We start from the raw sequence: 14746 nt of genomic DNA on the forward strand, positions 1-14746 counted from the left end.
TTCATTCTCAACTACTTCAGGCTATTTACAGCTCCAGGTTTCCGCGGCATTGCTGCGCTCAAACCTAAGTATTACTCCCTTCTTCGCCCGCTCTTCAGCGGGAGGCGGACTATAGCAAATTTACGGCTCGCTTTGCAAGTTTTTCGTGAAATTATTTATTGGGTTCTTTTGGGCATATCAGATGCAGGGAACGGTGCGCACGGCGCGTCCTACTGCCCGCTATCAATAACGCAACTGATTTATTTAAGTATCAGCTTTCTATACAAGGAAATCTTTATATCAAAGCACATGCGGTTAAAATACCGGATTCATCAAACCACTAAGTCAAAGACTTGCTTATATAAATAAGTGAGTCATTTTTGCCATTAGTGTCATCCGGACCGAATTTATGTTGCGCATTAACGATTTACAACTCCCACTAGACCATGCTGAAGACGAGCTGAAAGCAGCCGTACTGAGGGAATTGGGTATCACTGAAAAAGAGCTGATCAACTTTACCGTATTCCGTCGCAGCTACGATGCGCGCAAGAAGACGGCGATCATACTGATCTATACGATAGATGTGGAAACCACGAATGAAGCTGCCTTGTTGGCCAGCCACAGGAACCGCACAAAATTATCGGAAACACCGGATACGTCCTATAAGTTTGTTACGCATGCGGACGATAAGTCATTCAAGCGCCCGGTTGTCATAGGCTTTGGGCCTTGTGGTTTGTTTGTGGCATTGCTGCTGGCGGAAATGGGCTTTCGCCCTATCGTGCTGGAGCGCGGCAAGACGGTACGTGAGCGCACCAAGGATACTTGGGGCCTATGGCGCAAGCGTGAGCTGAAACCAGAATCGAATGTGCAGTTTGGCGAAGGTGGTGCCGGTACTTTTTCTGATGGCAAGCTATATAGCCAGATCAAGGACCCCAAGCATTATGGCCGCAAGGTATTGACGGAGTTCGTCAAGGCAGGTGCACCAGAAGAGATTATGTATGTCAGCAAACCCCATATCGGCACCTTCCGTCTGGTGAAGATGATAGAAGAGATGCGCCATAATATAGAAGCGCTGGGTGGTGAAATCCGTTTTGAACAAAGAGTGACCGATATCAATATCGTCGATGGTCAGGTTCAGGGTGTAAAGCTGAATGACAACGAATATATAGAGACAACACATGTGGTGCTGGCGATAGGTCATAGCGCCCGCGATACTTTCAAGATGATTGCTGACCGCGGGGTGTATGTAGAAGCGAAGCCGTTTTCCATAGGTTTCAGGGTAGAGCATCCGCAGTCTGTTATCGACAAGGCGCGTTTTGGCCCGAACGCAGGCAACAAGATACTGGGGGCGGCAGATTACAAGCTGGTGCATCACGCAAGAAATGGCCGTTCCGTATACAGCTTCTGTATGTGCCCAGGTGGCACGGTGGTTGCGGCAACGTCCGAGCCAGGCCGTGTTGTGACGAACGGCATGAGCCAGTATTCACGCAATGAGCGCAACGCTAACTCAGCTATCGTGGTGGGCATTACGCCTGCCGACTACCCCGGCAACCCGCTGGCAGGTATAGATTTGCAAAGGGCACTGGAAGAAAAAGCTTATGAAATTGGCGGTCACAACTACAATGCACCTGGCCAGTTGGTGGGAGACTTTTTAGCCGCACGTCCATCGACGGTCCTGGGAACAGTGGAACCGTCTTATAAACCTGGCATTACTTTATGCGATCTGGCAGAGGTATTGCCAGAATTTGCCATCACGGCCATACGTGAAGCTTTGCCTGAGTTTGATAAAAAAATCAAAGGCTTTGCCATGAAGGATGCGATACTGACTGGAGTAGAAACACGCACATCATCCCCCATACGTATCAAGCGTAACGACGATGACTTGCAAAGCTTGAATACCCGCGGCCTTTTCCCGGCAGGTGAGGGTGCAGGCTATGCAGGCGGCATTTTGTCCGCAGCGGTCGATGGCATCAGGGTAGCCGAGGCGGTCGCCCTGGATATACAGGCCCAGGTATAAACAACCACACCCGGAATAAAAAAAATGGCAAAAACCTGAAACGTTTTTGCCATTTTTTTATCTGCATTTACCCTAACAGATCTTCCAGTCCCGCAGTCAGCTCGCTTAATGGCGGCATTTCTTCCAGTATGAGTTCTGGTTTAATGCCAAGTTTTTTCGCTACATCTATTGGAAATGTTGCTTCACGCTCTTCTTTTGAATAATGACTTTCCTCTCCGCGGGCACACCAGGCCGCCAAATGCACCACCGCGCCTATCTGGTCAAACTCTGAATGCTGTAGTGGCTCGGCACAGGCCTTGATAGCAGTAGAGAAAGTATCTGGGAAACGCCAGCGCTTCGCCAGCTCAGCACCTACATCAAAAAAGTCATAGCCAAACGAAGTATGCTCGACATCTGGTCTGCGTGCATCCAGTGGCCCTGCAGTCTTGTCTACTTGCAGCATTTGCTCAGGCATGCCGGCATGCATGACCAACTGGCCTATGGCATGCATCAAACCTACGGTAAAAGCAAAGTCTGAATTGCAATGGGTTTTTTTTGCCAGCCATTTTGAGACTACGGCAGTATGCAGGCTATAGCGCCAGAATTGCTTCAGGTCGACTCCGGGCATGGCCTTGAAACCGCTCGTCAAACCACTACTGACAACCAGAGTACGCACGGTCATGAAACCCAACATCAGAACTGCATCATCGACTGAACCTACAGTCCTGGAAGCATGATAATAAGAGGAGTTTGCCAGCCGCAGCAATTTTGCACTCAGGACTTGATCTGCAGACAGCTTGCGGGCAATTTCATCTATGGAGACATCGTCATTATTAAAACTGTCTATGACCTCCTGGACGACTTTGGGTATCGATGGCAAAGCATTTTGCTGCTGAAACAGAGTCTCGATTTTCATAGGGCATCTCCTTTGGGGATGTAGATACAAGGGGTCTGAGTCCCTTATTATTTCTGGAAATTGATACACCTTCAGCAAATTTTCCATACTCGCGGAAAGAATGCACATTGCTATCAAAAATCATACTCTGATATTGGTTTTTCAGAAATCCTTTTTTTGCTCCTTGTCTTGCTTTACATAATTTTTCCATTCGGAAGTGAGTATTTCTCAATTCCCTGACATGCAGCTTTTGCATGTGCAGGTGTAATTTGTTACTTTCTCGTCAGCAGGCTTTTTGACTTGTTTCTTTACTTCACTTCAGGGTGGACATGGTGGTAAAGTAGTTTTTAGTATCCATAGTTTTGAACAGGTTCATCAAGTCAGGGCAAGCAGACAGGAGACACATCATGCAAAATGCCATAGAACTCGCAACACAAGTCGGTGAAGAACTCAAATCCAAAAAACTCATCCTCAGCATCGCCGAGTCATGTACAGGCGGTGGCGTAGCGCATGCCATCACGGAAATCGCTGGCTCTTCAGAATGGTTTGATTGCGGCTTTGTCACTTATTCAAACTCTTCCAAGACTGAGTTGCTGGATATACCGGCAGCCTTAATAGCCCAACATGGTGCGGTCAGCGAAGAGATAGCCGCAGCCATGGCACAGGGGGCGCTGGCCAATTCTGAAGCGCATCTGTCCTTATCAACCACAGGTATCGCAGGACCTAGCGGAGCAGTACCCGGCAAACCTGTGGGCACCATTTGCTTTGGCTGGGTGGTTGGCGGCGTGACACATACGGAAAGGCTGGTATTTGCCGGTGACAGAAAAGCTGTGCGCGAGCAAACCGTGGTCCATGCCCTGGATAAATTGCTAAGATATATCAAGGAATTATAAATGCAGGCATCATTGTCCATGCCTGCCCGCAGCTGTATGCAAACATCTGCACAGACATCTGCAAACACAGGCCGCCTGCATGTCTTGCTGGTGGACGATGATACTGAAATTACAGCACTACTCAGTAATTACCTGGAAAAATTTGATATCAGTTGCAGCGCCGTCCATGACGGCACGGCCATGCGCTCAAGCTTACAGACAAGCAAATTTGATGTCATTTTGCTGGATTTGATGCTGCCAGACGAAGACGGATTAAGCCTGCTACGTCAGTTGCGCCGTCATACCAGCACACCTGTCATCATGTTGACTGCCCGGGGAGAATTCAGCGACAAGATACTGGGGCTGGAATCTGGCGCAGATGATTACCTGGTCAAACCCCTTGATACCCGTGAACTGGTGGCGCGCATACAAAGTGTCAACAGGCGGGCGCAGACCTCGGCCCAGCAAATGCAAGAACAAAAAGACAGTCAGCCGACTGAAATACGCTTTGACGCCTGGACACTGAATTTGCCATCGCGGCAACTCTGCAACCCGGAAAAACTGATTATCCCTTTATCAAACGCCGAGTTCCGGCTCTTACTGGCTTTTATCAAAAGGCCGGGGCAAATAATGAGCCGCGATCAATTGATCGATTTTGCACACCATAAATCCACTGAAGTCTTTGACCGAAGCATAGATTTGCTGGTGTCGCGCTTGCGTCAAAAATTAGGGGATGATCCTCGCCACCCCAACCTGTTAAAAACCATACGCGGGGAAGGTTATCTGTTCAATGCAAGCGTGCGATGAAAAAACTGCTACCTGATACTATTTTCAGCCGTCTGTTTGGCATGGCGATGGCGGCGGTGCTGCTGAGTCATATTGCCACTTTTATCCTGCTGTTTGTGTTTCTTGGCGATCATCGCCCACCGCCTCCGCCTGGGCCACCGCCACCACATCATGTCCACAGTCTGTTCAGCGGGCCCTTCCTTGGGTTTTGCCTGAGTATGTTGCTGCAATTATTATTGCTGGCCGTTGCCACCTGGATAGGGTCACGCAACCTGGCCCGCCCTATACAACAACTGGCTGCCGCCGCAAGCACGCTGAGCAACCATGAGCAGCCGAAAGCAATTCCAGAAATAGGCCCGGAAGAAACACGCCAGAGCGCCCAGGTATTCAATCAGATGCAAGAGCGGCTGTTTCAGCAAATGGAAGAGAGGGAACGTTTTCTGACAGCAATATCCCATGACTTGCGCACTCCCCTGACGCGCATGAAGCTGCGGGTAGAACAGATGCATCCAGAAACCATCAACGACAAGCTGCTCGATGATGTGGAAGAAATGCGTCTAATGCTGGACGCTACCCTTGATTATCTGCGCGGTAGTGAAGAGTCGCTGCAAATGCTGGACATCAATTCACTCGTGGCAGCCATCGTTGACAATATGCAGGATGAGGGCAAACCCGTCAGCATGCATGGCACAGCCCTGCCATTGCCAGCCTTGCCCAATGAACTGAGGCGCTGCATTAGCAATTTGCTGGGAAATGCCATTTTTTATGGCGCGGCAGCAAAAATCAGCCTGCATGACTCGCCCAATGAGGTGCTGATCTGCATAGCAGATCAGGGGCCCGGCATACCTGAGACCGCCCTGGAAAAAGTATTTGCCCCGTTTTTTCGTCTTGCAGCCTCCAGGCATAAGCATACTGGTGGAGTTGGACTGGGCTTAAGCATCGCCAGGGAAATTGCCCGGCGCCACCATGGCAGCCTGATATTGAAAAATCGCACTGACCAGCAAGGCCTATTGGCAGAACTGCGCTTGCCACGCCCGTTGTAGATAAACCGGCATTGTGTCAAAACCGATACAAAGCGGACACAAGCTGGCAACATCCTGATGCGATATTCTCAATCAAGACCGATTTGATTGAAGGAGAATACAATGAGCAGCATCACTGGCCTGATTGGCAGCAGCAATAGCTATTCCCAGCAAACTGGCAGCACGCAGCGACGTGAGCGTGACACCAGCAAAATAGCAGACAATGTTTTTTCCAAGCTCGATACCAAGAACCAGGGCTATCTTGAAGTACAAGACCTGGAAACGGCATTCAGTAATATCGCCGGAAATTCCACCAGCAGCACAAACACTGCCACTAGTAGCACGGCCAGTAACAGTCCCGCAAGCACTGATAGCAGCAATAACATTAATAGCAGTATTAATGACTTGTTCAAAAAACTCGATAGCAATGGTGATGGCAAACTGACTAAAAGCGAGTTTAGCGATGGCATTAAAAAACTAAGTGATGCTTTGGAAGGGCAATTTCATGCCCGACGTACCCGTGGCGCAGAGAGTTCGCGCCCGCCACCACCGCCAGAAGGAGGCGGACTAGATAAGGCGCAGTTGACTGATTTATCGGCCAAAGTTGCTCAAAGCAATAGCAGCGCAGGCGCAGCATTGAGCCAGGTAGCGCAAAATTTTGACGCGGCAGATACCAATCAGGATGGCAAGGTCAGCCTACAGGAGACCCTGGCTTACCTTGAAAAAAGCATACAGGCCAGCTCGACAGGCAGCACTTCTGGCGCAGCCAGCAGTTCGGCGGCGGACAGTGGCAATACCGGCACCACCAGCACGACAGGTACATCTGATACCAGCACTGCCTCATCAACAAGTAGCTCAAGTACGGACGCCGCTTTATTCAAAAAAGCCTTGCAATTATTACGCGCCTATCACTCACCTGCTACCGCCAGTGCACCAAGCATTGCCGTCAGCGCCTGACCTGACAAAGACCGGACAAAAAAATGGTCCATGTTTTTATACATGGGCTTTTTTTAGGGAAACTATTGCTACTCGCGGTTTTGCATGAGTAATTCATTAATCAATACGGACTCTATCTTGTCAGTCTGCAGGGCCTGATTAAGGCCGGACTTGAGCTGAGCCCTGACGGTATCGAAACCCTCCTCGCTATGCAAGTCGTCAGGATCTATCTTGGCAAACTCAATTTGAAATAAATTCGTCAACAATTTCTTGTTTTCAAATAACCAGTCACTATCTGCGGTGCGGACTTGTATAGTGACCTGCATGCGTACTACCTGTCCATTCAGGTTCGCTACCTGTTGTGGCAAGACAAAATAGCTAAGGCCGGCAGCATTACTGTTCACACTACGAATGTAAAAGAAAATCGCCAGCAAAATGGAAAAACCAACCAGGACGATCACCGCAGCATAAACACCGAAGCGGTCATTTCCAATATCCTTTTTTTTAACTGCCTTTCTTTCCAGTGCGGGGGTTTTTGGCGTATAGGCAGGTGGTGGATGGCGTACAGGGGTAGCCTTGGGGGCAGATGCTGCTGCCTCTGGCTCATCAGCCTCAAAGTCCAGCTCAGGCACAGGCTTTTGAGGCTCACTGCCATCTATCGCCTCAAAATCCAGTTGTGCACTGAGTATGCTGGCTTTTGACCTATCTTTAGACATGACTACCTCATAAGGCTCGGATATGGCTGCATAGCCACGACCTAGCGATTATATTACCAATGGGAAATTTTTTAAGCCAGGAAAACATCTGCCTTATTTTACTCAATTTCGCAAAACGTCAGCGCACACATATGATTTGAAAAGCTTGGCAATTCAACCCAATATTCTTATTATATTGACCATGATTATTTTATCAATATAAACTGCCTTATCTTGTCACAAGCCAGTGCAACCACCTTGCAGCCAACGCTTCGTTACAAACTAAGGGTGTAAAACAAGCGCCGATTTCGCTATCATGGCGACATTCCCCCGCAAGACATTACACGCATGACCACATCCCCTATTCCAAAAGTCAGAAACCTGAGCATAGATAATATCAAGGCCGTCTTGATATTTCTGGTTGTATTTGGTCATCTGATCGAAATTTATGTCGGGGAAGATCATGTCCTTCGTTCCATCTGGGTGTTTGTATATTCTTTTCACATGCCCATGTTCGCTCTGATGTCAGGCATGTTTTCCAAGGCACAATGGGATGATAAAAATGCTACACAATTAATTTCTACCGTGTTGGTGCCATTGATAGGCTTTGAAATTATTTATGAGGCAACTGAATTTTTCCTGAAGGGCAACGTCAGCGTTTATGCTGGCCTGGTAGCCCCTTACTGGATGCTATGGTATTTGCTGAGCTTGTTGTGCTGGCGTTTATTGCTGCCTCTGTTTTCACGTATGCAATTCGGCGTTATGCTGGCAGTGGCATTATCTTTGGCGGGCAGTTATTCAGAACATGCAGGCTACTTTCTGGGCGTATCGCGCACCCTGATCTTCTTCCCTTATTTTTTACTGGGCTGGAAACTTGGTGCCAATGTATTCAGCGTCAAGAAAAATGAAAGACTGGTGCTCAGTGCCGTCATCGTGGTGGCTGCTCTGATTGGCTCCTTCATGCTGAAGAATGATTTTGACTATCGCTGGCTGTATGGCAGTTATTCCTTGCACCGCCTGGAAATGGCGAATCTGACTGGCAGCATGTATCAGTTATTACAGTATGCGGCGTCGACCGTTATCGGGCTGTCTGTCCTGTACTTACTCGCGCAAAAAGAACTGGGGCTGGCCAACATAGGCAAACGCTCTATCTATGTCCTGGTATGGCACGGCATGGCGCTCATTATTTTGCAGGAGACTGGCGTATTACGCGCCATCTTCAAACATGAAAATACGATAGCCCTGGCGGTCTCAGCCCTGGTTTCCATGGTAATTACCTGGGTGTGCGCCCATGAAAAGACTGAATTGCTGACCAAGCGATTTATTCTCAATCCGCTGAGCTGGTTGTTAATACCCCAGGCAGCCCCTATATCCGCAGCGATTGCAGCTGAACAGGATAAGCCTGTACAACAGGAACCTTAAGAAACTCTTCAGAAAAGCTGGCTGGCTTTATTTCTCAGAGCCAGCTTGTGATTTGCCTTCATCAAACTGCTGCGGATGTTTGCCGGAGATACCGCAATAAAACTCGCGTATCTTGATCATGTCGGCAGCAATATCGCCGCTAACTGTAAACATCTTGCCTATACCACCAGCCTTACGTTTGAAGTCAAGATAACCAAGCGCAATCGGCACTCCAGCGCCCTGGGCAATATAGTAAAAACCTGTCTTCCAGTGCGTGACTTTACCGCGCGTACCTTCTGGTGGCACGATTACGGTCAGCCTCTGATTGGCGTGAAACGCATCTACCGTGCCCTGCACCAGGTTGCCGGACTTGCTTCTATCAACAGGAATGCCTCCCAACCAGCGCATGATATGCCCGAATACAGGGGGGAACAGGCTGGACTTACCCATCCAGTACACACGCAAACGCAGGGCAAAACAAATCATCAGGGTGAACGGAAAATCCCAGTTACTGGTATGCGGTGCAGCGATCAATACATATTTCTGTTCGGCAGGGACGATACCTTCGACTTTCCAACCAGCCAACTTCAGACACAGGATGGAAATCCAGCGCATGAGAGTGTTAATGATGGGAGTTTCAAAAATGGTAAGATGCATGCCGTAAGTCTTTGATAAGAAAAGAGAATTCTGCCTTCTCTTCAAGCAAGCGGCATTATAGTGAGCAGCAGCTAAATGGGAAATAAATATCTGCTTTTTTTAAGTTAATTAACGAAAGCAATATTAAAAACAATTCCTCAAGTCTTCACCCAATGCAGGATGTGATCCCATTGTGGCAAATCTTTTTCCACCCTGGAGGGGGCAACATCCCATAAGGTGGCTCCATGTGCAGCCAGTTGTATATAGTTTTGGGTATCGCGCAAGAAGCCAAGAACAGGCAAACCCAGTTGGCCTACATAATGCTCCAGCTGCTCGGCCGCCTTGCTACGGGTATTTACCCGCATGCCCAGAATTCCTATCTGATAGCCATTTTTTTTATGATGAGACAGGTTCTTCAGAAATTCTTCAGTTGCCAAAATATCAAAGATTGAAGCTTGCAGGGGGACGATGATTTTATCTGCAGATTTCAGCACCGCATCAAGCTTGCTGCCTGTGAGGCCAGCCGGCGTATCCAAAACCACATGAGTAGTGCCCTTGGGTGGTTTTAATACATTGCCATCGGCGATATCCCAGGGCTGGATTTGTGGCAGATTCTCGGGCCGCAGAGTGAGCCAGGTGCGTGAAGATTGCTGCACATCGGTGTCACCCAGCATGACTTTATGCCCACTTGAGGCAAAATAGCCTGCCAGGTTAGTGGCCACTGTGCTTTTTCCTACCCCGCCCTTGGGATTGACGATTGCTATGACTGGCATGTCCACTCCTTGCTAGAGTTCAAGAACTGCTACACCTGCTGTGATTAGGCATTCTAACCACAGCATGTATATATTTCATCCATAAAAACGAAAAACAGCCAAGCGCGCAACGAAAATCCGGAAAAAATCAGGCAGGCACCAATAAAGCCAATTGCTCAGGAGTCAGGTAACACCACTCCCCCTCTTCCAACTCCAGCGATTCCAGTGCCAACTTGCCTATGGCAGTACGTTGCAAGGCAGCACAATGATTGCCAGCCGCCGCCAACATGCGCTTGACCTGATGGTATTTGCCTTGCTCCAGCACGATTTCCAGGAGATTGTCGCCCAGCTTCTGACAATGCACGGCGGCCAGAGGTGCAGGTTCATCATGCAGTTTCACACCTTGCAACAATAAGCTGATCAATTCTTCAGTCACTGGCTCAGCTGTCCTGGCCTGGTACACTTTGGGAACGTGGCGCTTGGGTGAAGACTGTGCGTGGATGAATGGCCCATCATCCGACATCAGCAACATGCCGGTCGTATCATGATCCAGTCGCCCGACAGGCTGTACATCGCGCCAGCTGAATTGTTCAGGTAATAGTGTCAATACGCCAGGGTGATGGCTGGGCTTGCGTGAACACTCAAAGTTCGCCGGTTTATTGAGGACGATATACACACGTTCGCGATATTCCCAGTCTTCATCAAAGATATGAAACTGCAAACCCTCGGTTTCCAGGCTAGTCTTGACGTTGCGTATTATTTCACCATTGATGCTGACTTCGCCATCTTCTACCAGATCGCGGCAATATTTTCGGGTACCAAATCCTTGCGACTGCAAGATTTTATCTAAGCTTAATTTTGTCATGACGCGACTTTATCAGATGTGCACCTGTCAAGGCTAGTCGCTCCTGCCAGCTTTCACTCCAATACAGCAGTTTCATCCTCTGTCAACTTGGGTTCCAGGGGTAAATTAATTTTAAAGCAAGTTCCTTTGCCTAACTCGCTATCAACCACGATATTTCCCCCCAGTACACCGGTCACCAGGTTGTAGACGATATTCAAGCCCAGGCCACTGCCGCCTTGCCCAAGACGGGTAGTGAAAAAGGGATCGAAAATCCGGCTAAGGTTCATGTCTGGTATGCCCTTGCCATTGTCACGCACAGTGATTTCAACAAATTCCGCATCCATAATCCGGGCGACGATCGTGACCGTACCACGATAATCGCCCTCAAAAGCGTGGATAAATGCATTATTAATCAAGTTGGTCATGACTTGACCCAAAGGCCCTGGATAACTATCCATCATCAGCTTGGGCGGTACATGATAGACGATATCGTGGCGCGTCTTGCGTATGGTCGGCCCCATCGTGACGATGAGTTCAGACAGCATTTCATCGAGAGCGAATACCCGGCGATTGGCACTGGTCCTGTCCACTGCGACTTGCTTGAAGCTAATTACCAGTTCAGAAGCCTTGCTCAGATTGCGCAAGAGTAAATCAGCACCCGTCTTGGCATTTGTTAAATACTCTTCAAGTACAGAACGACGCAAGCCTTTTTTAAATTCGAGCAATACATCATTGGTATGCTGGGACAAGGTGCTGGCGACAGTAACGCTGGTGCCTATGGGTGTGTTGAGCTCATGCGCCACTCCCGCCACCAAAGAACCAAGGGCGGCCATTTTTTCTGTCCTGAGCAATTCCCGCTGCGCCCTCTGGAGGTTTTCCAGGACGACAGTCAATTCGCTATTGGCAGCTTCCAGTGCCTGGGTACGCTCCGACACCCGTCTTTCCAGTGTGGTGTTCATATTGCGGATTTCTTGCTCATTCTGGCGTTTTTCAGTAATGTCCTCTTGCACCAGAATAATCAGGGGTTCATTGCCAAGACGTATCATGCGTCCAGATACCTGACAGAGAATGATTTTCTCTTGCTGCCCACAAGTCAGCCAGGCTTCGTAGTCGTGAATTTCACCATCACGTTCGACGATGCGCAGGATTTCAAGAAAATCTTCCTCATTGCGCCAGAGCGCCTGCTGGGTTTCCTTATCACCGAGGATTTCGTCATGTGACCAATAGAATTGCCTGACCCAGGCATCATTCACATCGATCATGCTGTAATGCTGAGCTTTACGCAACACCGTCATGGCGACCGGAGATGCCTGGAAAATGCCAGTAAATTTTTCTTCAGTTACTTTCAAGGCCTGCTCTGCACGCAGGCGCTCATTGAGTTCTTGCTGCAAATTAATGTTTTGCGCTTCTCTTTCGGTAATCAGTCGCCCCAGATTCAGGCGCATTTTATCCAGACCCTGAGCCAGGTTACCGATTTCATCCTGGCGCCCCCATTCCAGCGTCTGGTCCAGCTTGCCACGTGCCAGCCTGGCTGTGGCCGATTGCAATTCCATGATGGGCCTGACGATGCGACGTTCAAACAAGAGCCAGATCAGAATAAAAGAAAACACCACTTGTACCAGCAAAGCCAAACCCAGTTTGAGAAAATCGGCCCACAATTCTTTTTCTATGTGTTCGGTGGTCAATTCCAGCATGACACTACCTATCACCTTGCTTTCCAACAAAATAGGGCGCTCTTCACGCAAGACTTTGGCGTCGGCTTTCTTGAATTTACTGCTATAGGCAAACACAGACTTGGATTCATCCAGCACTTCCACGCTGACCACTTCCGGGTTGCGCATGACAGCTTGTATGAATTGATTGGCGACCGCCTTATCGAGAGTCCAGACTGGAACGGCCATACCACGTGAGAGCATGTCAGCATATTGCGACATGGGATTGCGTACGCGTAGCTGCAGTTCCCGTTCGTATCTGTCCTGTACCAGGAAGCGCCCCAGAACTATCGCAGGCAATACGATGCCAACCACAACGCCGATAATAAGAATTTGTCGGAGAGAGAGTGTACGCAATGGATTACCTGTTGTTTGCAGCGACTACTTCGATTGTTGTTTACGCCACAATTGTATATTTGCTGTGATTAATTTGCTCATCACGTTTTGTTTGTCCAGTTTATAGACAGCTTTGGCAATACGCCCGCGCATTTCCGGTGTGTTGCACGCTGATTTATGAGACAAGGTCAAATATAAATTTTCGTTCGTAATCGGTGGCGTGACGGTTTTCAAGCCTGAAATATTGAGTTTGGCGACATAGGCCAAGCCCGGGTCTTCTTCATAAATCAAATAATCAGCACGCGATAAGCTTAGCATCTTCAAAGCCTGTTCCAGGCTCGGGACCATGGATATCTTCAATGATTCCTTGGCATAACGGTCAAACTCTTCACCAAAACTATTATTGATGACGGTTACACCTTGTTTGCCCGTCAGGTCAGACCACTTTTTATAAGGCAGGTTGAAGTTACTACGGGTCCAGATGACAGTGCGTGTCTCACGAAAAGCAGGATAGAAATAATCCATATACTCCAGCCGTGGTTGCGTGAAAAAAGCACCCGCCAGCAAATCTACCCGCCCCAGCTTTGCTTCTTCTTGCACCCGCCCCCAGGGGCCTACATATTTAATGTCTATCGGTATGCCAATTTCTTTGGATAATAACTGTATCCATTCTGCATTTGCCCCTATCAGGCGGTTTTCATCTTCAGGGTCACGCCAGAGATAAGGAGGATATTCAGGATTGCCGGTCGCCAGCAAAGTCTTGCATGTTTCATTGGCATACGCAGTTGAACTAAATGCGATCCCAAACAACAAGGCCGCCCCATACAGCAGCTGTAGCAAGGCAGAGTTTGAATGAATGGCTTTGTAGGATACCAGCTTCATAGCACAACCTTCTCAGCATTAAAGAGGGGGAATGGACACTTAAGTCTAACTGCTGGAATTAGGCTTGGCAAGGAAGTAGTTGTGAAGGAGGAACGCTTTCCAAAAAGAAAATAATTCCTTCAAATACTGACCATTAACGCAAGATTTTTATCACCTGACAATCAGCGGGAAAGACCGGATATTGCCCGGTCTTTCCCATTTTTTGTATATTCAAATACGATTAACGACGTACGATAGAATTACCATTGGCCCGGACAGCATCACCAGACATCAAGACCGGATCATGTTCAAAAACAAAGGTTTGCCTGTTGCCATTATCAAAGGCAACAGTCACATTCCACACCTTGGTCGATTTAACTTTTTGTTCTATCTTGTGTCCCGCCAGTGCTCCACCTGCGGCACCAGCGATGGTTGCCAGGTCACGTCCCGTGCCACCACCGACCTGATTACCCAACAGGGCACCTGCAACACCACCGGCAATCACGCCTAGTGCACCGCCCTCGCCTTCCTTGTCCTTGACTTCAATAGCAACGACTTTACCGCAATCGGGACAAGCAGGCTCCCCCCGGGCACTGACTGGTGCTGCCACGGGTTTGTTCATGGCTTGCCTGGCCACGGCGAGTGAATTATTGTATTCAGTCTTGGCATCACGCAAGCATTGCATTCTGGCCGCAGAACTCCCAGCATCTGCGCACAGTTTTTTATCCTCGTTGTAACGTTGCGTAGCGCGCTTGTTATCTGCTGCATATTGTTGTTTGGCAGTCATATTTTGCGCAAATGCACCAGTCACCGCAGATAACATCAGGCTGGCCAGCAGGATTTTTTTATTCATGTGAAACTCCTCAAATAATGGAAATATAGTATCGCCAGGCGAAACATATAGCAGTTAACGGCCATACATAAAAATTGATGACGTAAATCACAATAGTTGACAGTTACACATGCACTTAAGCAAGCGATGTCTGCGCGCATAAAAAAACCCGTCGCATGACGGGTTTTTTT

General features: G+C 48.6%; 15 protein-coding genes. 7 read left to right on the forward strand and 8 right to left on the reverse strand.

Going from position 1 to position 14746, the window contains the following annotated elements; all coding sequences use genetic code 11:
• Together ACO0LC_RS25165 and ACO0LC_RS25170 are read left to right on the forward strand one after the other, a co-directional pair.
• The coding region (locus ACO0LC_RS25165) for a hypothetical protein (RefSeq protein WP_423008350.1) at nucleotides 1–348 on the forward strand (348 nt) is incomplete at its 5' end.
• Between the two features lie 40 nt (nucleotides 349–388).
• A complete protein-coding gene (locus tag ACO0LC_RS25170; RefSeq protein ID WP_423008352.1) occupies nucleotides 389–1996 on the forward strand; it encodes an NAD(P)/FAD-dependent oxidoreductase in 1608 nt (535 codons plus the stop codon).
• 67 nt (nucleotides 1997–2063) lie between these two features.
• Here ACO0LC_RS25170 and ACO0LC_RS25175 read toward each other — a convergent pair whose 3' ends face one another.
• Complete coding sequence (locus ACO0LC_RS25175) at nucleotides 2064–2891, reverse strand: HDOD domain-containing protein (protein WP_423008354.1); 828 nt, start codon at nucleotides 2889–2891, stop codon at nucleotides 2064–2066.
• Between the two features lie 386 nt (nucleotides 2892–3277).
• Between ACO0LC_RS25175 and ACO0LC_RS25180 the strand changes: the two genes are divergently transcribed.
• From ACO0LC_RS25180 to ACO0LC_RS25195, 4 genes are all read left to right on the forward strand, one after another.
• Nucleotides 3278–3763 carry a CinA family protein gene (locus ACO0LC_RS25180; protein ID WP_423008356.1) on the forward strand — a complete coding sequence of 162 codons (486 nt, stop codon included), beginning with the start codon at nucleotides 3278–3280 and terminating at the stop codon, nucleotides 3761–3763.
• A gap of 36 nt (nucleotides 3764–3799) precedes the next feature.
• Nucleotides 3800–4549 carry a response regulator gene (locus ACO0LC_RS25185; protein ID WP_423008358.1) on the forward strand — a complete coding sequence of 250 codons (750 nt, stop codon included), beginning with the start codon at nucleotides 3800–3802 and terminating at the stop codon, nucleotides 4547–4549.
• Nucleotides 4546–5571 (forward strand): ATP-binding protein, encoded by a 1026-nt coding sequence (locus tag ACO0LC_RS25190; RefSeq protein WP_423008360.1) that lies wholly within the window; start codon nucleotides 4546–4548, stop codon nucleotides 5569–5571. Before ACO0LC_RS25185 ends, ACO0LC_RS25190 begins: the two co-directional genes overlap by 4 nt.
• A 102-nt stretch (nucleotides 5572–5673) precedes the next feature.
• Complete coding sequence (locus ACO0LC_RS25195) at nucleotides 5674–6507, forward strand: EF-hand domain-containing protein (RefSeq protein WP_423008362.1); 834 nt, start codon at nucleotides 5674–5676, stop codon at nucleotides 6505–6507.
• 68 nt (nucleotides 6508–6575) lie between these two features.
• Here the strand turns inward: ACO0LC_RS25195 and ACO0LC_RS25200 are convergent, their stop codons facing one another.
• Nucleotides 6576–7202 carry a flagellar basal body-associated FliL family protein gene (locus tag ACO0LC_RS25200; protein ID WP_423008364.1) on the reverse strand — a complete coding sequence of 209 codons (627 nt, stop codon included), beginning with the start codon at nucleotides 7200–7202 and terminating at the stop codon, nucleotides 6576–6578.
• 327 nt (nucleotides 7203–7529) lie between these two features.
• Here ACO0LC_RS25200 and ACO0LC_RS25205 point away from each other — a divergent pair, with 327 nt between their 5' ends.
• Nucleotides 7530–8603, forward strand: a complete 1074-nt coding sequence (locus ACO0LC_RS25205) for an acyltransferase family protein (protein WP_423008366.1) — start codon at nucleotides 7530–7532, stop codon at nucleotides 8601–8603.
• A 27-nt stretch (nucleotides 8604–8630) separates the two neighbouring features.
• Here ACO0LC_RS25205 and ACO0LC_RS25210 read toward each other — a convergent pair whose 3' ends face one another.
• The 6 genes from ACO0LC_RS25210 to ACO0LC_RS25235 all read right to left on the reverse strand — a co-directional run bounded on the left by ACO0LC_RS25210 (nucleotide 8631) and on the right by ACO0LC_RS25235 (nucleotide 14576).
• Nucleotides 8631–9239, reverse strand: a complete 609-nt coding sequence (locus tag ACO0LC_RS25210) for a lysophospholipid acyltransferase family protein (protein WP_423008368.1) — start codon at nucleotides 9237–9239, stop codon at nucleotides 8631–8633.
• A 137-nt stretch (nucleotides 9240–9376) separates the two neighbouring features.
• Nucleotides 9377–9991: a ParA family protein gene (locus ACO0LC_RS25215; protein ID WP_423008370.1), complete on the reverse strand. Its 615-nt coding sequence runs from the start codon at nucleotides 9989–9991 to the stop codon at nucleotides 9377–9379.
• Between the two features lie 127 nt (nucleotides 9992–10118).
• Complete coding sequence (locus tag ACO0LC_RS25220; RefSeq protein ID WP_423008372.1) at nucleotides 10119–10835, reverse strand: pseudouridine synthase; 717 nt, start codon at nucleotides 10833–10835, stop codon at nucleotides 10119–10121.
• 53 nt (nucleotides 10836–10888) lie between these two features.
• The gene (locus ACO0LC_RS25225; protein ID WP_423008374.1) at nucleotides 10889–12883 is read right to left on the reverse strand and encodes an ATP-binding protein; all 1995 of its coding nucleotides are present in this window, start codon (nucleotides 12881–12883) and stop codon (nucleotides 10889–10891) included.
• Nucleotides 12884–12907: 24 nt separating this feature from the next.
• On the reverse strand, nucleotides 12908–13744 hold the full coding sequence (locus ACO0LC_RS25230; RefSeq protein ID WP_423008376.1) for a substrate-binding periplasmic protein: 837 nt from the start codon (nucleotides 13742–13744) through the stop codon (nucleotides 12908–12910).
• Between the two features lie 220 nt (nucleotides 13745–13964).
• A complete protein-coding gene (locus ACO0LC_RS25235; RefSeq protein WP_423008378.1) occupies nucleotides 13965–14576 on the reverse strand; it encodes a glycine zipper 2TM domain-containing protein in 612 nt (203 codons plus the stop codon).
• Nucleotides 14577–14746 lie beyond the last annotated feature (170 nt).

Origin of the sequence: Undibacterium sp. JH2W (genome assembly GCF_049340425.1) — a bacterium.
In the GTDB taxonomy this organism is placed as follows: domain Bacteria; phylum Pseudomonadota; class Gammaproteobacteria; order Burkholderiales; family Burkholderiaceae_D; genus Undibacterium.

Bases quoted from the DNA above. Each gene is read 5' to 3' on its own strand.
- ACO0LC_RS25170 (WP_423008352.1), top strand. From the start codon at position 389: ATGTTGCGCATTAACGATTTACAACTCCCACTAGACCATGCTGAAGAC.
- ACO0LC_RS25175 (WP_423008354.1), bottom strand. From the start codon at position 2,891: ATGAAAATCGAGACTCTGTTTCAGCAGCAAAATGCTTTGCCATCGATA.
- ACO0LC_RS25180 (WP_423008356.1), top strand. From the start codon at position 3,278: ATGCAAAATGCCATAGAACTCGCAACACAAGTCGGTGAAGAACTCAAA.
- ACO0LC_RS25185 (WP_423008358.1), top strand. From the start codon at position 3,800: ATGCAAACATCTGCACAGACATCTGCAAACACAGGCCGCCTGCATGTC.
- ACO0LC_RS25190 (WP_423008360.1), top strand. From the start codon at position 4,546: ATGAAAAAACTGCTACCTGATACTATTTTCAGCCGTCTGTTTGGCATG.
- ACO0LC_RS25195 (WP_423008362.1), top strand. From the start codon at position 5,674: ATGAGCAGCATCACTGGCCTGATTGGCAGCAGCAATAGCTATTCCCAG.
- ACO0LC_RS25200 (WP_423008364.1), bottom strand. From the start codon at position 7,202: ATGTCTAAAGATAGGTCAAAAGCCAGCATACTCAGTGCACAACTGGAT.
- ACO0LC_RS25205 (WP_423008366.1), top strand. From the start codon at position 7,530: ATGACCACATCCCCTATTCCAAAAGTCAGAAACCTGAGCATAGATAAT.
- ACO0LC_RS25210 (WP_423008368.1), bottom strand. From the start codon at position 9,239: ATGCATCTTACCATTTTTGAAACTCCCATCATTAACACTCTCATGCGC.
- ACO0LC_RS25215 (WP_423008370.1), bottom strand. From the start codon at position 9,991: ATGCCAGTCATAGCAATCGTCAATCCCAAGGGCGGGGTAGGAAAAAGC.
- ACO0LC_RS25220 (WP_423008372.1), bottom strand. From the start codon at position 10,835: ATGACAAAATTAAGCTTAGATAAAATCTTGCAGTCGCAAGGATTTGGT.
- ACO0LC_RS25230 (WP_423008376.1), bottom strand. From the start codon at position 13,744: ATGAAGCTGGTATCCTACAAAGCCATTCATTCAAACTCTGCCTTGCTA.
- ACO0LC_RS25235 (WP_423008378.1), bottom strand. From the start codon at position 14,576: ATGAATAAAAAAATCCTGCTGGCCAGCCTGATGTTATCTGCGGTGACT.